The sequence below is a fragment of the Chamaesiphon minutus PCC 6605 genome (assembly GCF_000317145.1).
GTDB lineage: Bacteria > Cyanobacteriota > Cyanobacteriia > Cyanobacteriales > Chamaesiphonaceae > Chamaesiphon > Chamaesiphon minutus.
On sequence record NC_019697.1, the window covers coordinates 844,235 to 868,403 of the forward strand.

Consider the following 24,169-nt stretch of genomic DNA (forward strand, 5'->3'; position numbering starts at 1 on the left):
CTCTAAATTCGTGAGGTTTATTCGTGGTCTTTCAACGTGTCATTGAAGTAGCAACTACCCAACCATTGCCAACTCTGCCCGCGCTCGCTCAACGTCAAACTGGGGCGTATGCACTGCTCGACAGTTTACACCGTCATGGCGTCCAGCATATTTTTGGCTATCCCGGCGGCGCGATCTTGCCGATCTACGACGAAATTTATCGCTTTGAAGCCGCAGGCAAGATCGAGCATATCCTCGTCCGTCACGAACAAGGTGCCGCCCATGCTGCCGACGGTTACGCCCGCGCTACGGGCCAAGTTGGGGTCTGTTTTGCTACTTCTGGCCCTGGAGCCACCAACCTGGTAACGGGTATCGCTACAGCACAAATGGACTCGATTCCGATGGTCGTTGTCACCGGACAAGTCCCCAGCACGACGATCGGTACCGACGCCTTTCAGGAAACCGATATCTACGGAATTACCCTCCCCATCGTCAAACATTCCTATGTCGTCCGCGACCCCGCTGACATGGCGCGCATCGTCGCCGAAGCCTTTTACATCGCCTCCTCCGGTCGTCCCGGCGTCGTCTTGATCGACGTACCCAAAGATATCGGCGCGAAAATGTGCGACTATACCCCCGTCTCACCGGGCAACGTCAAACTACCTGGCTACAAGCCGACAGTACGCGGCAATCCCCGCCAAATCAACCAAGCCGTCCAACTAATCGCCAAAAGTCGCCAGCCCTTACTCTACGTCGGCGGCGGTGCAATTTCGGCCAGCGCGCATGAAGAAGTCAAACAACTAGCCGAACTCTTCCAAATTCCCGTCACCACCACCCTCATGGGCAAAGGTGCCTTTAACGAAATCCACCCCCTCTCCGTCGGCATGTTGGGAATGCACGGCACTGCGTATGCTAACTGGGCAGTTACCGATTGCGACCTCCTAATCGCTGTCGGCGCGCGCTTCGACGATCGAGTTACGGGTAAACTCGAAGAATTTGCCTCGACAGCCAAAGTCATCCACATCGATATCGACCCCGCCGAAGTCGGCAAAAACCGCACCCCTGATGTGCCAATTGTCGGCGATATCAAACAAGTTCTGATTCAACTCCTCCAACGCGTGCGCGAACTAGGTTTGGGTGGCAATTCCCAACAAACCAGACCTTGGTTAGACACGATCGACGGTTGGCGCAATGATAATCCCCTAGTAGCCCCCAGCTACGAAGGTTTACTCGCACCCCAAGAAGTCGTCGTCGAATGTCGCCGTCAAGCCCCAGATGCCTACTACACCACCGATGTCGGTCAACACCAAATGTGGGCGGCACAATTCCTCAATAACCTCCCCCGCCACTGGATTTCGAGTGCGGGTCTAGGCACCATGGGGTTTGGCGTCCCCGCCGCCATGGGCGTCCAAAAAGCCCTTCCCAACGAGCAAGTCATCTGTATCAGCGGCGATGCCAGCTTCCAAATGAATCTCCAGGAACTCGGCACCCTCAAACAATACGGCCTGAATGTCAAAATCGTCATCATCAACAATGGCTGGCAAGGCATGGTCAGACAGTGGCAAGAAGCCTTTTATGAGGAAAACTACTCTTCCTCCGAAATGGCACCCTCACAGCCCGATTTCATGCTGTTAGCGCAAGCTTATGGGATTAAAGGGATGAGCGTCAATAATCGCGAAGACTTGCCAGACGCGATCGCGGCCATGCTCGCTCACGATGGCCCCGTCTTGCTCAATGCCCAAGTCAAGCGCAACGAAAACTGTTACCCAATGGTACCTTCAGGTAAATCCAATGCCGAAATGGTCGGACTCGCCAAGCCCAAGCGATCGAGTTCGGGAGCCTTTGCGATTCATTGCCGCAGTTGCGGCGCGATCCATACCGTACATCACAAGTTCTGTCCCGATTGCGGTAGTCAGCAGTAATTAGCTCTAGCGTCAAAGCGATCGAATTAGGATCACTAAACTCCCGATTCGATCGCTTTTGAGTGTGTATGCTCTGTAAATTCCGATCGATAACGGAATGTGGCGACGATCGGATGTAGTCTAAAAAGCGAACGGTAAAAAAGTTTTTGCTGTAGTTATACCAATTCTCTAAATTACTGCTACAGATCTTTACCCCTCCCAACCTCCCCTTATAAAGGCTACCGTGTATACACAAGTCTGGAGGGAAGCGAAAACCCTAGAAATCCCCCTAAATCCCCCTTAAAAAGGGGGACTTTGACCGGATCTTAGCCCCCTTTTTAAGGGGGTTTGGGGGATTTAGATCTAGAAACGAAGTCAATCAGACTTGTGTATACACGGTAGCTTATAAAGGGGAGGAGCAGATTCTAGAGCTTTATCTGTAGTCCAATTTTTTAGATTTGGTATTATTGGTGACTTATAACTAATTATGATGAATTTTAAGACTGCTGCGATCGGTGTGTCCTTATCACTGATTGGATCGATTCTCCCTAGTAGGATACTCGCACAAGATCTGCCAACCGCGCCCGATCGAAATCTAAGCACGGCAAAAATATTCGGAGCGTATCAAAGCCAAATCTGGAGTGGCGGCAGCTTCATTTCTGGAACGACAGAATTTGTGACGGCGCGGGATGGTGCGGTGAGTGGGATGTACATCCTGAACGAACCCACAGGTGCGGCTACTGGCACATTATCTCAATGCAAACCGATGAGATCGCGCGTGATGCAATGTGTTTGGATCGATCGCTATGGCACTGGCAATCTGGAGATGACATTCTCAGAAAACTTTACTAATTTTGTCGGCTACTGGGGCACAGATCGATCGAAACCAGAATACGTTTGGGTTGGCGCGCGCTAGCCCACCCTTAGATCTCAGAAATTACAATTGCCCCGATCCGATCTGCACTCGCGCACGAAGATCCAGCATTGCATTACGCCAATTTTCACTATTCTCCCACAGCTCACGTAGCTCTGAACGAGCGATGCTCTAAGAGATCGCTTGAAGATCGATCTCATTCACCAAACTAGCTAAGAGCGACATTAGTGCCCGCTCTGTCTCTAGATCCGTCAGCTCGGCTCGATCGTTAAATTTATTATAAACAGCCGGAATACACAAAATCGAGTCGTCAGCAATCTCGGCCATCATCACTCTAAGCGTCTGTACGAGTGCCGCATTGGCTTTGGCACCGCCATCTGGAGCTGGCGACGCACTGATGACAGCCGTAAGTTTGTGCATAAATTCCCCCGAAGCCACGATCCAGTCGAGCGCATTTTTAAGCGAGCCAGGTACGCCATGTGCGTATTCAGGCGTACAAAACAGGATGCCATCAGCCGCTTGAAGTTGAGTGCGCCAATCTCGCACCGTCGCCATTGCCAACTCGTCATCGAGTTCGGGATTAAAATGTGGCAGCTCGCCCATGCCATCATAAATTGACAGCTCGATGCGATCGGCTGCTAACTCCATCATCGATCGCAAAATATTAGTATTGCTAGAATTAGACCGCAAGCTGCCAGAGATAGCCAGAATTTTTACCACGCTAGATCGGGATTTAAGGATTAAAGGATTGACAGGATTAGGCTTTTGTTACTGTCTACCCATCTAGCTATTATCCTTTATCGTTACCCATCACCGATCGAGATTTAAGCAGATAAGGATTGACAGGATTAGGTTTTCGGTATTCCAACCTATTACCCATTACCCATTACCCAAAGTTAGACCGATCGATAGCCCCAACAGCCACGTTCGACGCGTTATAATTCTTTACGGAAGTCCCATTAATCGTAGCTATCGATACTATGACAAAACCATCACTAAATAGTTTTTTTGTCGGTCGCGCTTTAGCTCAGAGCCTCAATGACAAACTAGGCGAGACTTTGACCTATACCTTGAGCGAATTAGGCAAAATTAACGCCGAACAAGGCGAAAAACTGCGCCAGTTTACCTTAGAAGTCATCGAACGTGCCGCCAGAGAGACGACTAACGCTGGTGGGAATACTACTACAGTATCGACAGATGGGCGCACCGTCGATGTTCAAGAAACGATCGACGAACTCAGAGCGGAAATTGCCAGACTCAGAGCCGAAATTCAAGCACATCGCCATCAAGTTAATAGCTAGTGGGATTTTGGCTTTTGCGATGCGCGCTCGTCGGGTTCCCCGACGGTTAAGCGCATCAAGACAGGATTTTAGATTGCTCTCCAAGACGAATCTAGACAGTGGCAGCCCCAAAAAATCTGCTTGTCCCCAACTAAATTTGGCTACTTATCAGCGATTTTACGCTCGGTCAATATTAATTACCGAAAATAATCGATCGACTAACCACCAACTCCTAATATAAATTTTGTGACTGCTATTTCCGAACCTTGTCTCTCGCCGAGCGGCGATGCTACCGAGCGGTTAATCGAGCCTAACGGAGTTGAGGCAAGCGCGCGTTTGTCTTTACCACCTGAAGCTAATGTGTCAGAATTGTCCGCGATTTCTATGCCCCAAATTGTGACAGATCCACAGATGAGTAATGACAACCGTGCTTATCGCTGGAACCGCACTAACTATTCCAAGCGGCGGCGGACGATCGATATTTGGTCGTTTTTCTTAACCTTCTTGAGTAGTTCCTGGATCGATGGCAAGAAGTGGAGCTATATTAACGGCTACACCGAGGCAAAGCAGGCGGCTAGGCGGCGCAAACAAGCAATTTGGATTCGGGATACCTTTTTGGAATTAGGGCCGACATTCATCAAATTAGGGCAACTATTTTCGACCCGTGCCGATCTATTCCCGGTCGAATATGTCGAAGAACTCTCGAAGTTACAAGATCGAGTACCAGCCTTTAGTTATGCCCAAGTAGAAGAGATTATCGAGCGAGATTTGGGCAAAAAGATCCCCGAATTATTTGCTTATTTCGACCCAACTCCCCTGGCAGCGGCAAGTCTGGGGCAAGTACATTTGGCCAGACTGTATACGGGTGAAGATGTCGTCGTCAAAGTCCAACGCCCTGGACTAAATAAATTATTTACGATCGATCTCGAAATCTTGCGCGGTATCGCCAAATATTTTCAAAATCATCCTAAATGGGGTGGCGGCGGACGCGACTGGTTGGGAATCTACGACGAATGCTGTCGGATTCTGTGGGAAGAGACAGACTATATCAGTGAAGGTCAAAATGCCGACACCTTCCGCCGGAACTTTCGATCGCAAGATTGGGTCATGGTGCCTCGTGTCTACTGGCGATATTCTTCCACGCGGACGCTAACTTTAGAGTATCTACCGGGGATTAAAATCAGCTCCTACGAGGGACTCGAAGCCGCTGGACTCGATCGCCAAACGATCGCCCGCCAAAGTGCTACTGCCTATTTACAACAACTGCTCACAGATGGCTTTTTCCACGCCGATCCGCATCCCGGAAATGTAGCGATCGACCCCAAAACTGGAGCCTTAATCTTCTATGATTTTGGAATGATGGGGCGAATTGCACCGGGCACCAAGGAAAAGCTGATGGATACTCTGCTAGCCATCGCCGGACGGAATGCCGATCGCGTCGTCAGAGGTTTAGTCGGACTGGGTGCAATTGCTGCTGAGGCAGATACCGATCCGATTCGTCGCTCGGTACAGTACCTCCTCGATAATTTCCTCGATAAACCGATCGAGTCGCAATCGATCGCGCAGATAACCGACGACCTTTACGATATTGCCTACGGGCAACCTTTCCGGTTTCCAGCGACCTTTACCTTCGTAATGCGGGCATTTTCCACGATCGAAGGTGTTGGCAAAGGACTAGATCCCGATTTTAACTTTATGGAAGCCGCCCAGCCCTTTGCATTTCAGATTATGAACACTAACGGTAATAGTAACCCCGATGCCAATACATTTCTCGCCGAGATCGGCAGACAAGCCGCTCAAGTAGGCACTTCCGCTCTGGGATTGCCCCGCCGCCTCGAAGATACGATCGATAAATTAGAGCGCGGCGATATTCGCGTGCGCGTCCGCTCTAGCGAAACCGATCGTTACTTACGCAGACTGGGTACCATGCAGCAAAACACAAATTATGCCATCTTGGTTGCGGCTTTTACATTGTCTGCTACGATTCTATTTGTCAACGCGCAAGCGATTCCGGCTGGCGTAGTCGGTACGATGGCGGCGATCGCTCTAGTAGCCTGGTTCCGACAAATGCGAAAATTGGATCGCCAAGATCGGATGTCATAAACCAGCAATTTCGTCCGCGAGGTACTACTCGAATAGATTGTAGCAATTACACGATCGCAGCGTCCCAATTTGGGTATTATGAGATCGATAAATAGCAAACACTCAATGAAGTTGTATCGATCGCCAGATTTGCGAACGCTGCGGCAGCCAGCTCACAAACCAACTCGCACGCTCTGACAAGTTGTCTGTTTGAAAATTTTGGATTGTTAATCGGTACAGGCATTAGATTATGAAATCGCTGTTCACAGGTCTTACAGATAAAGGGATGGTGCGTAGTGCCAACCAAGATGCATACCATATCGATCCTGATGGACGATTTTTTATAGTTGCAGATGGGATGGGCGGTCATGCTGGTGGTGAAGAAGCCAGTCGGATCGCCATCGAGGTCGCACACGCATATCTCGATAATAATTGGGAGACAGAACCCGATACCAAAAATTTGCTCGCCCAAGCTCTAATTGTCGCCAATGATGCGATCGTGGCCGACCAAGAATTGAATGCCCAGCGCGGCGATATGGGTACCACCTTGGTGATGATTCTCTTCCGCGACGATCTGGTGTGGTCGGCACATGTAGGCGATTCGCGGCTGTATCGGCTGCGCGGCGACAAGTTAGATGCTATTACCGAAGACGACACTTGGGTGGCTAGAGCGATGAAATTGGGGCAACTCAACGCCGAAGAAGCCAAAGTACATCCTCTGCGTCACGTTCTCTCCCACTGTCTGGGGCGGCGTGATTTGCGACAAATTAATATTCAAACTCAAGATATCACTACTGGCGATCGCATTTTACTCTGTAGCGACGGTCTGACCGAAGAAGTACCGCACGATGAAATTGCCATCCACCTCCAAGCCGAAACCGAAGAACTGGCAGCACAAGCTTTAGTAGATGCAGCCAAACAGCATGGTGGCAGCGATAATATTACTGTAATTATTGCCACGATTCAATAATTCGATCGAGTCAGCAATTTTCCAGCAGAATGCGGGTTGAAAACACCCGCTGGTAATTTTTCGATCGAAAAACAATGAGCTTTTGACGTTTACTAGGGATCTATTAAACCCAAAGATCGTCCGTTAGCAAATTATAGTTTCGACTTTCATAAAACTCAGTAAAGTCTCGATTGTCGGAAGCTGGAAATTCGGCGATAATTTGCTCTTTTAATGTTAGTAAAATTCGCTTGCCAATAGCTGCACTAAAGGAGCCGCGCAAAGCTTTTTCATACCACCCTTGAAGATTATTTTCAGTTATAATACTCTGAATTTTGGCTTTCCAACCGATTTGATTGAGTAATGATACGATTAATGCCTGCTCGCTGTCCCGACAAACAATTACAATCCGATCTGCTGTAACTGAGCCGACAATATTTTCAGCTAATTCAGGAGTTAAGGAAAGATGCTTAATTTGGATAGCCATCCCAAAATTAGCATACATATCCAATCCTCGATCGGCGGCATTTGTGACGCCAACTCGATAAATTTTAGCTGGTAAATTTAATAAATACTTATCTTGAGTAAGCCCAATCACCATTTCAGTGAAATCCGAGAACTCCTCTAGCAAACCCAGTTTACTTTCATTAATTGAGATCGTAATTGTAACCTCTAAAGCTTCAACTAAGACTGAAAATAATGAATAGACTACGATTTCATAAACTTTATCGATACTTCGCCGCAATCCTGGTTCGCTCCAGAATAAATCGATAAATTCTCGAACTTCAAAATCGGTAGTACTGTGAGTGTCGTAATAATTTAATGCCGACGATAGCTGCGTAAACCTTTCGGCAAATCGCCGATAAATATATGCCTCAATAATTCCACCTTTTAACCTATTCTCTTCACCTAAAATCACTAAAGTTTGAGGTGGCATGGCTTTAGTAAATAGGGCTTCCTGATACTCTGCTGAAGAGGAGCTGCTCCGCCCTACAAACCGATCGGTTATTAAATTTCGCCAAGCTTTGGACGTATTTCGGTAAGTATTTAGATCGCTCAAATCTAGATCTCGATGAACCCGATCTCGATAGAGTATTTCAGCTATTTGAATTGGCTTGTACAAATGCACTCGGCTAATTTTAATAATCCGATCCAGGGCAGCTTTTGCTTCTGCTAAAGTCATGCTTAAATAGCTTCCAAAAGGGTAAGTTGTTTGACTGTTTTTTTCAGTTGGCGTTGCTGAATTGCTTCAACCATTTTACCAGCAACAGCTTCAATTACTGGGACTGCAACGCTATTACCAGTCAATTTTCGCATGGCTTGATAACTAACCACAATTTGGAAAGTCTCTGGAAAACCTTGTAGCCTGAGCATTTCTCTAGAGGTTAACCGCCTTTTGCCATTTACCAACAGATAATTATAAGATGCGCCTGCTCTCAAGGCACATGAGTAGGGTAAAGCCGATATATTTCCGCCCTTGTTTTCATGCCAGATAGAAGGATTTGGCAATATTTTTTTGATTTTTTCTAAGCGATTAGCAACTATTTTATCAGTAGCAAAGTATGAGGGATCGACATTACACTCTTCCTCTAGCACCTTTGAGAGAGATTGATATGAAGCCAATGGTGTTGGAAAGCTAAATTCAAGATCTTCTTTAAAACCTACAATTATTATCCGTTCTCTTTTTTGTGGTAAGCCAAAATCTAGTGCATTTAAAACTGTGATGTAAATAAAGTATCCTAATGCTTCTAGCTTTTGTTTAATTACTAGTAAAGTACGACCGCGATCGTGAGATCTAAGTTGTTTGACGTTTTCTAACATAAAAGCATAAGGCTGCTTGCGCCTTAAAATCTCTTCGATATTAAAAAATAATGTTCCTCGCGTGTCGGCAAAACCTAGAGATTTACCAATAATACTAAACGGCTGACAGGGGAATCCAGCAAGTAAGATATCATGATTGGGGATATCATCAGGCGCGATTTTAGTAATGTCTCCATGTGGCTGCTCCCCATAGTTAGCTTCGTACATTTTTTGGGCATCAGCATCCCATTCTGAAGAAAAAATGCACTCACAGCCATGTGCCTCAAATCCAAGCCTAATTCCACCGATTCCGGCAAAGAGGTCGATTATTTTAATTGTCATACTTTACCTAATTTCGCGATCGAATTAACTAATCCTACCAAAAATATCCGGTTTTAACTTGCGTGCGCTGTGCGCTGGGATCGTGCTCTAGGATATATTCGCGCGTAATTGCACCCTGTTCGCGTAATTTGGCTACCTCACTTTCGGCGACTTCGGTATCTGTAGATAATAAGATCACTTGCTCGCTGGCGGCTGGAAAATAGCGTTCGATTAGATTAGTGCGGTGCGAGGAATCTAGTCTCCCTAATGGAGTATCGATCGCGATCGGTAATTGGCGTCCTGAAACTCTAGCTAACCCCCATAATAAAGCGATCGCGAGCAGTTGTTTTTCGCCTGCGGAGAGTCGATGTTTGGGTAATAATTTGCCATCGCGATCGTGAAGGGATAGGGTAAATGTGGTACTATCTATCGTCACGCGCCCGACGAGTTCAGATTTGTGCAGTAGATAGCGAAAACATTCGGTGACTTCGTTTTCGAGCTTGTTAATTTTTTTGAGAGTGAGTTTTTCTTTAAATACTTGTAATGTAGCTTTGACTTTAGCGATCGAATCGATAATATGACGATCGTTTTTGAGTTGAATATTTTTCTCGGTATAATTTGCTAATTCTTGTTTGGTTTTAGTGACGATTCGATCGAGTTCTGCATAGCGACGATCGCTACTAATTTTATCGGCTTTGAGTTGAACTACTAATTCGCGGGCGGTGGTTTCTTGAGCTTTGAGGCGGGTGTATTCTTCTGGCGATGCGGCTTCGGCAATTTGGCGATCGACAAAATCCAGTTCGATTTCGAGTTTTGTTAATTGAGTTTGTAGATTGCTAGCTTGATGAAGATCGCGATCGAGTTCGGAGGTGAGAATGCGATCTAACCGAGCCATTACTTCAAGATCTGCACCTAAATAAACCGAACTTTCTAATTCGACTTCTTTAACTAAGTTGTGGTTTTCATTGGCTAAAAAGGCGCGAACATCGGCGATCTGGTTATCTAAAAGTTGCTGTCGATCGAGAAATTCCAGCAACCTTCGATCGCGATCCACTAATACTTCTAGTGCGGCTTTGCCTTGTTGATGGCGTAATTCGATCGCGCTTCGATCGCGAACTTCAGTTAATAAGGGTGCGATTAATCCCAATGGTAAATTACCTGCCGCTAGCTCGGCTAAATCATGCCGCAGGCGATCGATTTGAGTTTGAATAGCTTTCGATTCGAGAGCTAATTCTGTGCCTTGTGCGGCAATTTTGCCCCCTTCCAGGACAAATTTATCAAATGCTTGTCGCTCTTGCTCGATCGCTACTACTAGTTTGGCATCGAGTCGCTCCAATTCTGACGTCAGCGTAGTTAATTCTAATTGCTGCTGCTCCAATCTCGATTCGATTTCGTCGATCGCTTCTAATTGTTTGCTAGTCGCAATATCCCGCCGCTTTCTAGTTACCAATACATCCAAATCTGTCGCTAGTCGTTCGGCTAATTCTAAACCCAGTAAAGACTGAATCGCATCGAATACGCCGACAGGTGGAGTTTCTTGCTCTGCTAATTCTTTGACTTGTTCGCCATCGAATAAAAATAGATTAGAAATTCCTAACGGCAACAGATTTTCGATATATTCCTCCCAAGTATTCAGGAGCATTTTATCAGCCCAATCATTGACCAGTATTCCTAAAGTATCCTTACCATCCTTGGGATTGCGTTCCCAATATCTGACGATCCGAATCTCGCGCAACTCGCCCTCTTCAGCCACTTCAAAGGCTAATTCGACCCGCGTTTTTTCGCTTAATGGTGTTTGACGACTGACGCATTGGTCGAGGAAATCACTATAACTCAAATTTCCCCGCGTCGAACACTGGGCGCGCGCACCGTACAGAGCCAACCGCAGGGCATCCATAATTGTCGTTTTGCCACCGCCATTCATCCCCCCAATCAAAATAATCGGACGGCTATCTGCGGACGAATCCGGTAATAAATTAATAGTGTTCTTACCTAGATAAGATCCAAAGTTTTCTAGAACCAGTTCGCGGAAGAGCATGAGATGGGGAGGGGGAGACAGGGGGACGGGGGAGGGGAGACGGGGAGAATAGAACCCATTTAAGATCTCTACGGTTGGTGTTCAAAGTACGTCATTCTATCGTTTTTTGGATCTGTAGGGGTGGGTTTATGCAATTTGATGCCGATGTTACTGTTCAATATCGGACAAAACCCACCCTCCACCACCAGGCTCTAAAAGATCCCAAATGAGTTCTATAGTAGATCGGCTAAATAAATGTCTTTCTCTAATAGACAAGCGTGACCGCTGTTGGGGAGGAGCTTGGTTTTGGACTTGGGTAATAGCTGCTCTAGGATTTGGACTTCTGGCACTGAGGGCAATAATCGATCGAGTTCGCCAGCAATGAGGGAGACGGGGATATCGACGATGTTGGGTAATACGGAATGGACGTTAAACTGTCGGAGTAAATCTAGTCGCCAAGCTGCCGACTGTGGCTGCACTGAGAGCATGGCATTGAGCAGGCACTGGCGGTCGGGCGCGGCGACGCGATCGGGGTCGATGAGGAAATTGACCAAAATCCTAGCAGAGAGGGGATAGAGGGCATCTGGGAGCAGTCTGGTTAAGGCACTGCCACTTGCCAACCAGGGCAACCGGACCAAGGAAGAAGCTGGATTGATCAGTATCAGTTCGCTGATTTTACTGGCAATTTGTCCGGCTGTTTGCATGGCGAAACACGCCCCAAACGACTCGCCACAGAAATACAACTCGCGGTCTTCGGTGAGTTCGGTTGCAATCAGATGTAAAGATCGATCGACCAATCCCGCCCAGTCGGTCAGATCGTTGCTAGCAATGGCCAAACAGCGAATATCAAACCTAGCGGCCAGAGTATCTAGTTGTTTGTATAGTAACTTGCCTGTGCCATCCATCCCCGGAAAAAACACAAATAATGGCAGATGTGGCTGGGCGGGTCGCGGCTGAAAGAAACTAATAGGATAAAGCTGCATGGTTTATGCTGAGAGCAGGTCAGCAACTTGTCTTGATAAGGTGGCGGTGAGATCCTTTACTACTTTACCAGCTTGGCGACCGTGGTACTGTTGCTGGTAAGGCGCGATCGAGAACGGTTTGCCGATCCTAATCTCTGCTTGTTGGTACACTACGGCTGGATGCCAGCCATCTTTGCCAAATAGCGGCTCGGTGGGATCTAATTGATGCAGGATGCTCAATGGTATGGCTGGCCATTGCATCTCTGCTTGGGATAAGATGCCAACGGGTAAGATCTGGAGATCGGGGACAGTTGCTTGCAATGCCAGATGTGCGAACCCTCGATAGAAAGGACAGATGCCAGTAGGCTGCGGGGTGGCTAACATCGGAGCCGCACCTTCAGGGAAAATCCCGATCGTTTTACCTCGATCGAGTAGTTCGGTAGAATGGTGCAATAGTTCCGGATACCAGTCTTGATTTGTCAGCGGAAAACCGCCACAGCTTTGTAAAACTTCCCGCAAGACTGGGACATTGCCCATATAGCGATGACAGACAAAGTTGATCGGCGTATTGAGAAAACTGGTGAGAATAAAGGGATCTAGGAAACTGCGGTGATTGGAGACAATCAATAATGGGCCAGATTGGGGCAGACGTTCGCGGTTGTAAACCTTTACATCCATCCCTAATAAGCCAATGACATCTCTAGCCATGGTGGTTACATAACCGTCGAATGGGGCGATCGACTCCAGTAAATTCATGAAGTTACCTGAAAGGATTTGGCTGGTATAGTTGAGTTGAGACACAGTTGAGGGACTTACTTAGTAGCCACACTCCAACTCTGCACTCAATCGAGTAAACTTAATAATTTCTTTATACTCTCAAGTTTAACTCGATTTTTTCGATCGGGGAAGCTGGAATCTCACCACCGATGGCAAAAGTTGCCCAATGGCAAGATCTAGCGTAACAATAAATAGATGAGTGGTAAATGTTCCAATTGGTATATATCCCGAGGATTTTAGTCGGGTTGCGCTTGACGATCGCCCCCTTCCTGCTACTAGATGCGATCGATCGACATGTCGGCATCTGGTTTATGGTTGCCGACATTATTGCCGTATTATCGGACATTCAGGCTATGCCAACGGGCTAATAGCGAAAGTTCACTGAAGTGAGCTAAGAGATTTTTATGCTGGTGGATGAAACCACCCTGCTACAAGTTATCTGTAGGGGTGCCCCTTGTAAGTACCCTCGGGTCGCCGCAGTAATAGTATCTATGCACTGGTGTAAGATGTGAGATAATGCCTATCCCGATCGCTGTAATCTGCGATACACTTTAGGCATATAGCAATCCGATTCGATTTCCTCACAGTAGTGTTAATCTGTAGGGTTGATGCCTTTATGCCCGCCTTCCGGGTACGAAGCTTTTCAGTTAGGATCGCTATAGCAGAGCGATTCTGTGACAATCGAAAAAAGTATTGGCATCCGATGATCAAAAGCCACAATCGGCAGCAGCGAACTAATTCGGCTCGAAAAGCTTTTAAAAAAGAAATTAGGGACTCGATCCGAGGAGCCTCCAGTGGTTTCTTGTTTGGGATTCCACTGTTATACACGATGGAAGTTTGGTGGATTGGTTCTTATGCCGAACCTTTACAAATGCTGATTGCATTGGTTACTAATTTTGTCGTTGTCTTTTTGCTGATTCGGACAGAAGGGTTTCGCGGCACTGTCGATACTAAAATGCGCAATGCCTTGATGGATAGTATTGAAACTTTGGCAATTGGATTTGTCTGTACAGCCTTAACTTTGGTGCTATTACGAGAGATTAATCTAGCGACATCAATCAATGAAGCAGTTGGTAAAATTATTTTTGAAAGCGTTCCGTTTTCACTCGGCGTAGCTGTAGCAAATTCATTTTTAAGTGGCGATCGCAGCCAAAGCAGTAACGAACCAAAATCCTCATCTCCACAGTCTAAAAGCCCAGAAATTAACGCCACCTTTGCCGATGTGGGTGCAACTTCGATCGGTGCTTTGTTTATTGCATTTACGATCGCACCAACGGAAGAGGTACCGATGTTGGCGTCAGCAATGACCCCTCCTTGGTTAATAGCCATAATCGCGGCTTCTTTACTAATTTCTTACGGGATTGTATTTGTGGCTGGTTTAACCAATCAAGATAAGCGTTACCAACAAGAAGGTCTATTTCATCGACCGATTACGGAGACTTTAATAGCTTATCTTGTTTCATTAATGTCCGGGTTATTAATGCTGTGGTTTTTCCATCAACTCAGTCTTGAAGATCCGTGGACAGTCTGGTTGAGCCATGCGATCGTGTTGGGATTGCCAGCTACAATTGGTGGTGCAGCGGGACGGATAGTGGTATGAGTCAACCCGAACAAAAACAACAGCGATCTGTGGCTGAGTGGGTAACTTTTAGCATTGCATCGAGCATTGTAGCTGGAATTGTGGGACTGGTACTTTATAGTTGGGCAAAAGTCGGAAACGAACCCCCAGTTTTAGCGATCGAACAAAGCGGTAAGATCCGTCAAGCTGCGGGCAGTTTTTATGTACCTTTTACCCTCACCAATAAGGGGGGAGAAACTGCTGATGCAGTGCGCGTAACTGCCGAATTGCAAATTGGTGGAGAAGTCAAAGAAATGGGCGAACAGCAATTTGATTTCCTCGCTGGCGGAGAAGCTGAGGAAGGGGCATTTTTGTTTAGCCGCAATCCCCAAAACGGTAAATTAATCTTGCGCATTACGGGTTATCGCAAACCTTAGCCACAGTAAAATAAATTCATCGCCATAATTTAGATGAATAAGATGAAGAGAAAGCCGATTTATTGCCCGTTCCTGAATTGGCGGCGTCGTTTCAATTGACTGTCGATCGACTCTTTAGCTGATTAGAGGATTAGGGCGATCGAAATTATTCCGGCACAATGCGGCGGAATGTTAGACTGATTCGGCCATCCATGACATTAGCTCTTTTGATCGCATGACTCCAAAATTCTTGGGTTTTTTGACTCATATACATCAACGAACCATGGGGTAATAAATATTGCAATCGTTGTGAATAATCCGCTTTCGATCGAAATGAAAGTTTCCGTTCGGTACCCAAGGAGATGATGATAATCTGGGTGCCATCTTCGAGATTGTCGATTTCATCGGAGTGAAAACCCATTTTATCACGACCATCTTGATAATAATTAATCAGACAACTATTCGGCTCGAATCCCAATGTTTGTTGTAATCGATCGCAAATCGGCGTGAGAATTGGATGCATCGGCGTGACATCGTAAGTCAATCCCGAATAATTGTAAGGTAGCCCAAAACACGCAGTTTTGCGCGCGCTAATCCGCTCGTCCCACTCGATGCGATCGCGTAATTTGATATATAGTTCGGTAGCGGCTTGAGGCGAGAAATAGTCTGGGCAAATAGTAACTTCTGGTTCTATCATCGATCGTCGATATCTTAACTCCCTCCCCTTTATTTTATTAAGGAGCAGGGTGATTTCATACAAGAAAAGAAGAATGTCCACACCCTAGTGCTTCGTCTTCAACCGCCCTGAAATAAATTTCGGGCTAATAGCAAAAGTTCACTGAAGTGAACTAATAGATTTTTCTTTTGGTATATGAAACCTCCCTACCCTTTTATTTTATCAAGGAGGGCTGAGGAATAAATCCCCTCCTGGGAGGGGTGCCCATAGGGCGGGGTGGGTAGATCTCCGCAGTAACTCTGCCACAACTTGCTTTGGTGCGTTACGCTGTCTTGTCTTGCTAAACCGTCGGGGAACCCGACGTTGGCGAAGCCTCTCGGAACGAGAAACGCAAGCCGCTGACGCGATAACACACCCTACGAGCTACGAGCGGTCGATTATTCACCGTAGACTATTGTAATGGAGTTAAATCTAAATATTCACCGATCGAATCTGCCAATTTGTCGAAAATCTCCTCGCGTTGACTGGTATAGTCTGGGACATCGGTAGTAATCGGCGACAAATTACGACGCGATCGAATTTGGTTCAACCAGTTTCTCCGCCAGCTTCCATTATCAAAAATACCATGTAAATAAGTGCCCCAAAGCGTTTGGGGACGATCGACGATTCCGAGTGTCTCGTCTCCAAATAACTGCTCGTATTCGCCGCTATTAGCTCCTGCTGGGTGCCAGTGGGTAGTGCCTTGATGGATTTCGTATCCAGCGATCGACACGCCTAGAACGGGATAATTGGTGGTAGTGGTGCGTTGGCGGGTGGTTTTGGTATCGGTGATGGTGGTTTGGAGTGGGAAGAGATTCAAGCCGGGATATTCGCCAGGGATGCCTTCGATTCCGGTAAGATCGGCGATGGTAGTACCGAGCATTTGAAAACCGCCACAAATCCCCATAACGGTACCGCCACTGGCGAGGTAATTGGGGAGCGTTGCGGCGATGCCCGTTTGCTGGAGCCATTGCAGATCGGAGATCGTGGTTTTAGAGCCAGGTAAAATAATCGCATCGCAGTTATTTACTTCATCTTTGTTCGTAATATATTTAAGATTTACCGTCGGTTCGGCATCGAGCGGATCGAAATCGGTAAAGTTAGAAATGCGCGGAAATCTAACTACGCCAATAGTCAAATCTGCATTCGGTTTTCGCGATCGCCTCTCCAACAAATCTAACGAATCTTCGGCTGGAAATACTTGGTCTAACATCGGAATCACACCGATAACGGGAATCCCCGTCCGGTCTTCTAGCCAAGTTATTCCCGATTCTAAAAGCGATCTCTGACCGCGAAATTTATTAATAACAAATCCTTTAATTAAAGCGCGTTCTTCCGGTTCTAATAACTCTAAAGTACCGACAATATGTGCAAACACGCCACCTCGATCGATATCAGCAACCAAGACAGTATTGGCTTGTAAATAGCTCGCCACCCGCATATTAGTTAAGTCGCGATGTTTGAGATTGATTTCTGCTGGACTGCCCGCACCTTCACAGACAATATAATCGAATTCTGTGGCTAATTTATCCAAACAACTGGTTATCGCCGCCCAACCGCGATCGAAATAATCGCGATAATAATCCGCTGCCTGTACTCTCCCCACAGCGGCACCCATTAAAATCACTTGAGACGTCATATCGCCCTGGGGTTTGAGCAAGATCGGATTCATCTCGACTCGCGGCTCGATTTTGGCTGCCCACGCCTGCACGGCTTGAGCGTGACCCATTTCTTTACCATCGGCGGTAATATAGGCATTCAGAGCCATATTTTGCCCTTTAAAAGGGGTAACTTTCCAGTTTTGGCGGACGAGGAGGCGACAGATTGCGGCAGTAATTAGCGATTTTCCGGCGTGGGAGGTGGTACCCACAACCATGATGGATTTAGTCATTGCGATTGGGGATTGGGGCTTGGGGATTGGGGATTTCGAGCGAATGGGAACGAATGAGAATGAAGATCGTTTAGTTATTGTATGCATAGATCGATCGCCAGCCAAATCGATCGCCTTCTACCGTGACCCCGGTTAAGATCGATCCCAGTACTTTTTCTCGTTTAATCCCAGAATTGATTAGTCCGCGTAGGCGGACTTTGCATCACTAGCGGCGACTTTAGTCGCTAGCAATTCTTAAATCAGAAGTATTGGCATCAATTCCACTCCAAATTTTTAGCGATCGGCTCATCGCATTGGCGACAACCAAGGCAGATTGTCAATCTAGAAACACCGACAAATATTTAACCCAAATTGGTACCCACAACCCAGCGATCGATTATCAATTATCAATTAATTTACATGTCAACGAGAAACTTTCTGTGGACGGCATTAATTGGGTTAGCAGCTACTCTTCCGACGAGCGTGGCGATTGCTGTTGCTAAAAGTTCGATTGAAATCGGGCAGACAGTAGTTACACCGAGCGCGATTTTAATCGCCCAAGTCAAAGAACAAAGTTCGAGCGACTACTTTGCAGCGGGGGTACGGAAATACAAAAAAGGAGACGTTCAGGGCGCATTAGCAGAGTTCAACCAAGCGATAAAACTCAATCCCAATTATGCAGTTGCTTATTATGCGCGCGGATTTATTGCCGCAGATAAACTTCAGGATATTCAAGGTGCATTAGCCGATTTTAATCGCGCGATCGAACTCGATCCTAATAATGCAGTCGTGTACTGTGCCAGAGGCGTACTCAAGCACGAACATTTCAGCGACGCCGCAAGTGAAATTAGCGATCTCCAAACCTGTGCCAGACTGTATCAAGAACAAGGACGCACTCAAGAATATCAAGCCGCGATCGATTTGATTAAGAAATGGCAGCAATAGTGAGGGGATAGGGAATAGGGAATAGGGGATAGGTTTTAGGCTCATCCAGTCTCCCCGTCTCCCCCTCCTCCCCTCACCACGGTTGCCAAGACTTCTGCACGATCTCCAGCTCGCCTGTTTTAACATCGGCGTGCCAATGAGTGCGATCGTCTTCGCGCCAGCAGCGCAGCTCGATGACAGCATTACCGACGGTTAGTTGGCGCAGAGTGATATCTGGCAACCATTTGGGTAACTGTGGATCGACATACAGCCGCCCATTAGGGGCGTCGGCTTGCAGTCCGAGCATCGCTTGGATTAAATGAAAGATCGAACCCGCCGCCCAGGCTTGGGGGACGTTTGCTTGGGCGTATTGTACGGGGAACGCGCCTTTTTGTTGGGTAATTCCAGCGTAGACTTCGGGGAGACGGTAGTTCTCAAAATAACTAGCGGCTTCGGAAATACCCCGCGCGATTTTGGCAGTGGCAATGTCAGAGCCGTAACGTTTGCATCCGAGGGCAATAATGCCGTTATCGTGCGCCCAAATCGAGCCGAGATGGTAAGAGTGGGGATTGAAACTGAGATGATCGGCAGATAAAGTGCGAATGCCCCACCCGCTCCACAAATCGGTAGCCATCAATCGATCGATAACCTGCACCGCCCGTTCGGGACTGACAATGCCGCTCCACAAGCAGTGTCCGGGATTGGAGACGATCGATTTGACGGGTTGTTTATCGCCATCGAGGGCGTAGGCGTAGAACCCCAATTCCTCGCACCAGAATTGCTCCTCAAACTGCGATTGCAACGTCTTGGCTTTTTGTCTGAATTCGATCGCGCGCTCTGGCTCGCCGAGTGCGATAAAGACTTCTGCCATCCGCATCCAGGCATCAAATACATACCCCTGAAGTTCGCACAGCGCGATCGGAGCTTTGACTTGCGAACCATCTGGATACACGATCGCATCGCCTGAGTCTTTCCACCCTTGATTGTAAATACCTTGTGGAGAGCTGGTTTTGAACTCTTGCAAGCCATCGCCATCGAGATCGCCATAACGATCGATCCAATCCAAGCAGCGGAGCGCGACATCGCGATATTCATGCAGCAATCCGATGTCGCCAGTCCATTTCCAGGTTTCATGGAGCAAGATGAGATACAGCGGCGTCGCGTCGGCGGTGCCGTAGTAAGGCGTGTGCGGAATGCGATTGAAGTGTGCCAGTTCGCCTGTGCGAAGTTCGTGTGGCATTTTACCGGGCTGTGCATCGCGCCAGTCGTCGATTTCTGTTGCTTGGTATTGGGCGAGTTTTTTGAGGGTACCCAGGGCAAAATTGGGGCGTACCAGCATACATTGGAGGCTGGCAATTAGGCTATCGCGCCCAAAGATCGTCACAAACCAGGGGACACCCGCCGCTGGTACCCAAGTATCGGACGGTAAAGTGAGATCGTAGAGCCGCAATGCGCCCATATCTTCGACGGATTGCTGATAGAGTCGATAGACTTCTTCTTGAGCGGTGGTTACTTGGGTGGCATTGTCAAACCATTGCTGGTGCAATGCCTCGGCTTCCGGTGCCATCTCATAGCACTCGGTGGGAAACATGCTGGTGTTCGATCGATCTGTATCCGCTTGGGGATAGGCACCATCCGAACTTAAAATGTAGTAGCAGCAGGTATGCCAAGATTCTCTGGCTGCTAATTCTACCAAAAAGGTAATGCGACCATTGGCAAATCGCGCTGGGGAAGATGCGTTGCGGACTCGATACAAAAAGCGACGCTGAAAATTACGATTGATGTAAGTAGTGTTTAATTCTCCATTTTCTTCGCTCCAGCTTGTATTGATATGTCCGCGCCGAATGTAGTGATGAGATTTAACCTCAAATATATCTGCAAAATCCGATCGCAGGGCAATTTCGAGATTGAATTTAATTGGCGTCAACCCGTGATTGGTAATATCGATGTCTTCGTGAATGCCATCGCCCGCCACCCGGCTCAAGACTAGCTCTAGCGTGCCTTGAGGAATCGTGCTGTCTTCGGTTTCGATCTTCGGATTGGTGAGATAAACGCGAGCGGTTGAATAGCTAGTCGTACTCGAATTAAGCCGCGTCCACGGTTGACCGTTGGCGAAGATCCCATAATAGCTAACAAATCGGGTGTCGTCAGCAAACACCCCAAATTCTCCCTCAGAAATCATTTGGCCATCTTCTTGCGTCACCATAAAGGTGTTCCCTTGATTGATGGTCAATACAGGCGGGCCGACGTTTACCAGAAAAGGCATAAGCTAGATTCCATCAGCTAGAAAATTGCAGATAAACTTAATAAAAAGTTTAGATGACTAGATCTTTAAACTAGCGTGAATTCAGAATGATAAAATCTATCTTTACTCAGAGGTTTTGTAGCGATAAATACCTCATGCCACAAAAAGCACGCTCTTTATGGCTAGTGAGCCACAAAGAGCGTGCTGTTGAGATCGATCTAGATCTAGTAGCGATCGGGAAAGACGATCGGTTCGGTGCTCGAGGGCGGTAACCCTGATGGCGGATCGAGCGGTTCGTAGTCTATATAATTGGCGGTGGAACCCTCGCCGCCGATACTTGCCACTCTGTCGGCAGAACCATTCGGATCGCGTTCGGGACGGGAACGACGGCGGCTGCGGGGGCTGGGTGCTGGTTCGTCTATCATGCCCATATCTGGCTGACTATCATCCCAGTCTCGCGTCGGTTCTGCCGAATCGGGACGGTTGTTTCTGCTGCGATTCGACGAGCGACGATTGGAACTTGCATAATCGGCATCTGGTAAAGCGCGGCGCACCTGTACTGGTTCGTCAGCATCATTCCAGTCCTGTTCGTCCCAACTGTCATTTTGGCGACGAGCGAGGTAGCCTACTTCAGAGCGAGCTGGCTCGGTGAGACGACGGCGCGGGGCTGTCTGTGCAAACCTGTCTTCAGGCAACTCTCTAGTCGCAGATCGACGACTTGGAAACTCTTCTAGGTCTTCGCGTTCGTTGTTACGACGATCTAATCTATCTTTGTTGCGACGATTGCTCCGTTCGACTGGCGCATATTCTGGCTCATCATCAATCCGCGCAGTGTAACCCGATTTCCGTGGGGAGGCTTCGCGACCAGCACTGCGACCACCACCTTTGAGCCGTTTGTTTTCGGCACGCACCTGAATAAATTGCCACATGAGGGTGATTATCGAACCAATCATCAGCAATTGCTGGAAGGCCATTGCTGCGCCCAAGTCCAGGCTAATCAGCAGCAGCAAACCACAGATAATGCCAACGATCGCATAAATGTTGTCAGATTCTTGATATAGATCGGGCTTGAACTTGCTGGTCAGAAACAGGCTCAGAGAGGCAAGAATCAAAACTAGACCAAATAGCAGAGCCGCAGGAATGCCAAAACTCACGGTGATTTCCTCAAAGGGTGAAACAGAACGGTGCAAACCGTTGGGACATTAAATGCTCGACATGGTCAAAGGCTATTTAATTCTTCGTATATTTTAGCATTCACCATTATTTATGCCGATCGACCATATTCAAAACTTCTGTTGTTGCGAAAGTTTTACCACTTCTATTTTGGCTCATTGGCGGAGCCTCTCCATCAGGAGCATCGAACTCCTTCGTCCATCCATAGATTGACTAATTTTTCCACCATAAAACCCCAGTTGGGTCGGACGACCGATCTGGGGTTGATTTAGCGGCGGTGGCGAATCTTAAGAACGTTGAATCTTATCTTTTTGACTGATGAAGATCAGGCCGACTGTAGCGGGAACGACTACGATCAATGCGCCTGCGAGCAGACTATACATGAAGTTAGCTAATGAGGGTGTCATAAAAGGTTTTGTCCTGCGATCGAACTAAAAGATTATTTAATCTAATTCTAGCTACTTAGTTGCACGCTGAGAAGTGTTTGTCCAAATTTGGCCTGGAGTTAGGAGAGTGGGAGAGTGGGAGAGTGGGAAAGCAGTTACAATCCCAAATCCCAACTCCTCTAAAGCCTAAAGCCTAAAGCCTAAAGCCTAAAGCCTAAAGCCTAAAGCCTAAAGCCTAAAGCCTAAAGCCTAAAGCCTAAAGCCTAAAGCCTAAAGCCTAAAACCTAAAGCCTAAAGCCTAAAACCTAAAACCTAAAACCTAAAGCCTTTTCTCAACCAGTAGATTAAATGTCTCTCAGCTTACTAGAGCGGACGCATCGGTAGCGAGATCGGCTATATCTATTGCCAGTGTTGGTCTGTAGCAATTTGGGCGGCAATCTATAGCGCGATCGGTCTTAAGATTCTTTGCAAAAGAGACTTTCGACGGTCGAAGTGGGATTGTTATGATTAAGCAGTGGATTTTAGATCCGCCTTCGCCGACTCTTCACTTTACTTCAACCTGTTTTGAGCAATGATCGCGAACCTGAGAAAGTTCTGTAAATTTTGTTCGATTGTGTTAGTTACGGCATTGGTCATCGCGATCGCGTTATCCCCGCACTCACTCCACGATCTCTTCTCTACCCAAAAGTCGGCTCTCACAGGCGCAATTCAACTCCCCCAGGTACCAGAGATCGCTGCACCCACTCCCGAACTAGCCTGGAGTGAAACTGGGGCGACCATGCTACCGCTAGCGGCTCAAATTATGGCTTTGCGCAATCCTCAAGGCGTGCCTCTAGATGTGACTCAAAAGGGCTATTTGCGGCCATTGTTTGGAGATTTGGTCGATCGAGTGACGGTGGTATATCAAGCTCAATTACTCGATCGATGGTCGCAAGGAGGCAAGGAAACCCATATTGGGGGCGTAGATTCATCGGCGCAGACTTATTGCGATCGGATCTATATTCGCGCGCCATATCGCGCTCGCGATACCGATCGATTGGTATTATTGGCTCACGAACTCACTCATGCCCAACAATGCCGTCAAGCTGGCGGGATCGGTCAATTTGGCGAACGCTATTTTATCGGATATTATCGGGGCGGACAAAATTATCAAAACAATCCGCTAGAGAAGTCTGCACGGGCGATGGAGGAAAAGTTCACCCATCAGTTGTGCAATTCGATCGGCTGTCCGCCTCGGAGCGGTCGATATTATGTCAACTATAAAGGCTGGGGGATTAAGTTACCAGTGAATTTGTAGAGATAGGTTTTAGGTTTTAGGTTTTAGGCTTTAGGCTTTAGGCTTTAGGTTTTAGGCTTTAGGCTTTATGGTTTTAGGCTTTAGAGGATTTGGGATTGCAACTACTTTCCCACTCTCCCCCTCTCCTCTCTCACCCCTTTGCTGGAGACAGTTCTAAGATCTCCTCCGCGACTCGATCGAGAATTGGCATAACCGATAATCGATTGCCCTGCTTGACGACTAGTAGCTCTGCGGGGGTGAATCGATCGCGCAGTGTGGCGAGAGTAATAACATTGCTAAAAGTGCGGACGAATTCGACTTTGACAGTATGCCAGCGCGGTGCTGTTGGGGTAGATTTGGGGTCGTAGTAGTCACCATCGGGATCGAATTGACTCGGATCGACGACTTGAGCTGCAACGATCTGCATGAGTCCGACAATTCCGGGTGGATTGGTATTCGAGTGATAAAAAAATGCCACATCGCCGACTTGCATCGATTTGAGAAAATTTCGCGCCTGATAATTTCTGACGCCATCCCAAATAGTCGTGCGATCGCGCTCCAAATTGCCGATCCCATAAACTTCGGGTTCGGACTTCATCAACCAATAATTCACTCGATCTTTAACTCTAACAATTAGGTGCATTATACGATCTCATTAGGCAATACT

General features: G+C 47.4%; 22 protein-coding genes. 10 read left to right on the forward strand and 12 right to left on the reverse strand.

Features of this window, described 5'->3' with window-relative positions; genetic code table 11:
- The first annotated feature begins 41 nt into the window (after positions 1 to 41).
- Both ilvB and CHA6605_RS03865 read left to right on the forward strand, forming a co-directional pair.
- A complete protein-coding gene (gene ilvB, locus CHA6605_RS03860; RefSeq protein ID WP_422678762.1) occupies positions 42 to 1,901 on the forward strand; it encodes a biosynthetic-type acetolactate synthase large subunit in 1,860 nt (619 codons plus the stop codon).
- Between the two features lie 466 nt (positions 1,902 to 2,367).
- Complete coding sequence (locus CHA6605_RS03865) at positions 2,368 to 2,796, forward strand: hypothetical protein (RefSeq protein WP_015158239.1); 429 nt, start codon at positions 2,368 to 2,370, stop codon at positions 2,794 to 2,796.
- A gap of 129 nt (positions 2,797 to 2,925) precedes the next feature.
- On the opposite strand, the gene CHA6605_RS03870 is transcribed toward CHA6605_RS03865, so the two are convergent.
- Positions 2,926 to 3,474, reverse strand: a complete 549-nt coding sequence (locus CHA6605_RS03870; protein WP_015158240.1) for an NADPH-dependent FMN reductase — start codon at positions 3,472 to 3,474, stop codon at positions 2,926 to 2,928.
- 260 nt (positions 3,475 to 3,734) lie between these two features.
- Between CHA6605_RS03870 and CHA6605_RS03875 the strand changes: the two genes are divergently transcribed.
- From CHA6605_RS03875 to CHA6605_RS03885, 3 genes are all read left to right on the forward strand, one after another.
- Positions 3,735 to 4,055: a DUF6825 family protein gene (locus CHA6605_RS03875; RefSeq protein ID WP_015158241.1), complete on the forward strand. Its 321-nt coding sequence runs from the start codon at positions 3,735 to 3,737 to the stop codon at positions 4,053 to 4,055.
- Positions 4,056 to 4,418: 363 nt separating this feature from the next.
- Positions 4,419 to 6,137 carry an ABC1 kinase family protein gene (locus CHA6605_RS03880; RefSeq protein WP_051039000.1) on the forward strand — a complete coding sequence of 573 codons (1,719 nt, stop codon included), beginning with the start codon at positions 4,419 to 4,421 and terminating at the stop codon, positions 6,135 to 6,137.
- 229 nt (positions 6,138 to 6,366) lie between these two features.
- Complete coding sequence (locus CHA6605_RS03885; RefSeq protein WP_015158243.1) at positions 6,367 to 7,086, forward strand: PP2C family protein-serine/threonine phosphatase; 720 nt, start codon at positions 6,367 to 6,369, stop codon at positions 7,084 to 7,086.
- 103 nt (positions 7,087 to 7,189) lie between these two features.
- Here CHA6605_RS03885 and CHA6605_RS03890 read toward each other — a convergent pair whose 3' ends face one another.
- The 5 genes from CHA6605_RS03890 to CHA6605_RS03910 form a co-directional block, all read right to left on the reverse strand.
- Positions 7,190 to 8,245 carry a HaeII family restriction endonuclease gene (locus CHA6605_RS03890; protein ID WP_015158244.1) on the reverse strand — a complete coding sequence of 352 codons (1,056 nt, stop codon included), beginning with the start codon at positions 8,243 to 8,245 and terminating at the stop codon, positions 7,190 to 7,192.
- Positions 8,246 to 8,247: 2 nt separating this feature from the next.
- Complete coding sequence (gene dcm, locus CHA6605_RS03895; RefSeq protein ID WP_015158245.1) at positions 8,248 to 9,204, reverse strand: DNA (cytosine-5-)-methyltransferase; 957 nt, start codon at positions 9,202 to 9,204, stop codon at positions 8,248 to 8,250.
- Positions 9,205 to 9,238: 34 nt separating this feature from the next.
- The gene (gene dndD, locus CHA6605_RS03900) at positions 9,239 to 11,221 is read right to left on the reverse strand and encodes a DNA sulfur modification protein DndD (protein ID WP_015158246.1); all 1,983 of its coding nucleotides are present in this window, start codon (positions 11,219 to 11,221) and stop codon (positions 9,239 to 9,241) included.
- A gap of 212 nt (positions 11,222 to 11,433) precedes the next feature.
- Entirely contained in the window at positions 11,434 to 12,183 is a 750-nt protein-coding gene (locus tag CHA6605_RS03905) for an alpha/beta fold hydrolase (RefSeq protein ID WP_015158247.1), read from the reverse strand.
- Positions 12,184 to 12,186: 3 nt separating this feature from the next.
- Complete coding sequence (locus CHA6605_RS03910; protein ID WP_157259772.1) at positions 12,187 to 12,963, reverse strand: lysophospholipid acyltransferase family protein; 777 nt, start codon at positions 12,961 to 12,963, stop codon at positions 12,187 to 12,189.
- A gap of 182 nt (positions 12,964 to 13,145) precedes the next feature.
- On the opposite strand from CHA6605_RS03910, the gene CHA6605_RS33595 reads away from it, so the two are divergent.
- From CHA6605_RS33595 to CHA6605_RS03920, 3 genes are all read left to right on the forward strand, one after another.
- Positions 13,146 to 13,307 carry a hypothetical protein gene (locus CHA6605_RS33595; protein ID WP_015158249.1) on the forward strand — a complete coding sequence of 54 codons (162 nt, stop codon included), beginning with the start codon at positions 13,146 to 13,148 and terminating at the stop codon, positions 13,305 to 13,307.
- A 335-nt stretch (positions 13,308 to 13,642) separates the two neighbouring features.
- Entirely contained in the window at positions 13,643 to 14,539 is an 897-nt protein-coding gene (locus CHA6605_RS03915) for a TIGR02587 family membrane protein (protein ID WP_015158250.1), read from the forward strand.
- Positions 14,536 to 14,934 (forward strand): TIGR02588 family protein, encoded by a 399-nt coding sequence (locus CHA6605_RS03920; protein ID WP_015158251.1) that lies wholly within the window; start codon positions 14,536 to 14,538, stop codon positions 14,932 to 14,934. Before CHA6605_RS03915 ends, CHA6605_RS03920 begins: the two co-directional genes overlap by 4 nt.
- 145 nt (positions 14,935 to 15,079) lie before the next feature.
- Here the strand turns inward: CHA6605_RS03920 and CHA6605_RS03925 are convergent, their stop codons facing one another.
- A complete protein-coding gene (locus tag CHA6605_RS03925; RefSeq protein WP_015158252.1) occupies positions 15,080 to 15,610 on the reverse strand; it encodes an alpha-ketoglutarate-dependent dioxygenase AlkB family protein in 531 nt (176 codons plus the stop codon).
- A 430-nt stretch (positions 15,611 to 16,040) separates the two neighbouring features.
- Positions 16,041 to 17,519 (reverse strand): cobyric acid synthase CobQ, encoded by a 1,479-nt coding sequence (cobQ, locus tag CHA6605_RS03930; RefSeq protein ID WP_041547534.1) that lies wholly within the window; start codon positions 17,517 to 17,519, stop codon positions 16,041 to 16,043.
- A gap of 399 nt (positions 17,520 to 17,918) precedes the next feature.
- On the opposite strand from cobQ, the gene CHA6605_RS31225 reads away from it, so the two are divergent.
- A complete protein-coding gene (locus tag CHA6605_RS31225; RefSeq protein ID WP_015158254.1) occupies positions 17,919 to 18,443 on the forward strand; it encodes a tetratricopeptide repeat protein in 525 nt (174 codons plus the stop codon).
- Positions 18,444 to 18,516: 73 nt separating this feature from the next.
- Here CHA6605_RS31225 and CHA6605_RS03940 read toward each other — a convergent pair whose 3' ends face one another.
- From CHA6605_RS03940 to psbX, 3 genes are all read right to left on the reverse strand, one after another.
- Positions 18,517 to 20,688 carry an amylo-alpha-1,6-glucosidase gene (locus CHA6605_RS03940; protein WP_015158255.1) on the reverse strand — a complete coding sequence of 724 codons (2,172 nt, stop codon included), beginning with the start codon at positions 20,686 to 20,688 and terminating at the stop codon, positions 18,517 to 18,519.
- A 203-nt stretch (positions 20,689 to 20,891) separates the two neighbouring features.
- Positions 20,892 to 21,821: a Ycf66 family protein gene (locus tag CHA6605_RS03945; protein ID WP_015158256.1), complete on the reverse strand. Its 930-nt coding sequence runs from the start codon at positions 21,819 to 21,821 to the stop codon at positions 20,892 to 20,894.
- A 306-nt stretch (positions 21,822 to 22,127) separates the two neighbouring features.
- Positions 22,128 to 22,247 carry a photosystem II reaction center X protein gene (psbX, locus tag CHA6605_RS03950; protein ID WP_015158257.1) on the reverse strand — a complete coding sequence of 40 codons (120 nt, stop codon included), beginning with the start codon at positions 22,245 to 22,247 and terminating at the stop codon, positions 22,128 to 22,130.
- A 592-nt stretch (positions 22,248 to 22,839) separates the two neighbouring features.
- Between psbX and CHA6605_RS03955 the strand changes: the two genes are divergently transcribed.
- The gene (locus CHA6605_RS03955; RefSeq protein ID WP_157259775.1) at positions 22,840 to 23,523 is read left to right on the forward strand and encodes a hypothetical protein; all 684 of its coding nucleotides are present in this window, start codon (positions 22,840 to 22,842) and stop codon (positions 23,521 to 23,523) included.
- A 130-nt stretch (positions 23,524 to 23,653) separates the two neighbouring features.
- Here the strand turns inward: CHA6605_RS03955 and CHA6605_RS03960 are convergent, their stop codons facing one another.
- The gene (locus tag CHA6605_RS03960) at positions 23,654 to 24,115 is read right to left on the reverse strand and encodes an EVE domain-containing protein (RefSeq protein WP_041548693.1); all 462 of its coding nucleotides are present in this window, start codon (positions 24,113 to 24,115) and stop codon (positions 23,654 to 23,656) included.
- Positions 24,116 to 24,169 lie beyond the last annotated feature (54 nt).

Bases quoted from the DNA above. Each gene is read 5' to 3' on its own strand.
- CHA6605_RS03875 (WP_015158241.1), top strand. From the start codon at position 3,735: ATGACAAAACCATCACTAAATAGTTTTTTTGTCGGTCGCGCTTTAGCT.
- CHA6605_RS03880 (WP_051039000.1), top strand. From the start codon at position 4,419: ATGCCCCAAATTGTGACAGATCCACAGATGAGTAATGACAACCGTGCT.
- dndD (WP_015158246.1), bottom strand. From the start codon at position 11,221: ATGCTCTTCCGCGAACTGGTTCTAGAAAACTTTGGATCTTATCTAGGT.
- CHA6605_RS03940 (WP_015158255.1), bottom strand. From the start codon at position 20,688: ATGCCTTTTCTGGTAAACGTCGGCCCGCCTGTATTGACCATCAATCAA.
- CHA6605_RS03890 (WP_015158244.1), bottom strand. From the start codon at position 8,245: ATGACTTTAGCAGAAGCAAAAGCTGCCCTGGATCGGATTATTAAAATT.
- CHA6605_RS03885 (WP_015158243.1), top strand. From the start codon at position 6,367: ATGAAATCGCTGTTCACAGGTCTTACAGATAAAGGGATGGTGCGTAGT.
- CHA6605_RS03925 (WP_015158252.1), bottom strand. From the start codon at position 15,610: ATGATAGAACCAGAAGTTACTATTTGCCCAGACTATTTCTCGCCTCAA.
- CHA6605_RS03905 (WP_015158247.1), bottom strand. From the start codon at position 12,183: ATGCAGCTTTATCCTATTAGTTTCTTTCAGCCGCGACCCGCCCAGCCA.
- CHA6605_RS03920 (WP_015158251.1), top strand. From the start codon at position 14,536: ATGAGTCAACCCGAACAAAAACAACAGCGATCTGTGGCTGAGTGGGTA.
- CHA6605_RS31225 (WP_015158254.1), top strand. From the start codon at position 17,919: ATGTCAACGAGAAACTTTCTGTGGACGGCATTAATTGGGTTAGCAGCT.
- CHA6605_RS03865 (WP_015158239.1), top strand. From the start codon at position 2,368: ATGATGAATTTTAAGACTGCTGCGATCGGTGTGTCCTTATCACTGATT.
- CHA6605_RS33595 (WP_015158249.1), top strand. From the start codon at position 13,146: ATGTTCCAATTGGTATATATCCCGAGGATTTTAGTCGGGTTGCGCTTG.
- psbX (WP_015158257.1), bottom strand. From the start codon at position 22,247: ATGACACCCTCATTAGCTAACTTCATGTATAGTCTGCTCGCAGGCGCA.
- CHA6605_RS03915 (WP_015158250.1), top strand. From the start codon at position 13,643: ATGATCAAAAGCCACAATCGGCAGCAGCGAACTAATTCGGCTCGAAAA.
- dcm (WP_015158245.1), bottom strand. From the start codon at position 9,204: ATGACAATTAAAATAATCGACCTCTTTGCCGGAATCGGTGGAATTAGG.
- cobQ (WP_041547534.1), bottom strand. From the start codon at position 17,519: ATGACTAAATCCATCATGGTTGTGGGTACCACCTCCCACGCCGGAAAA.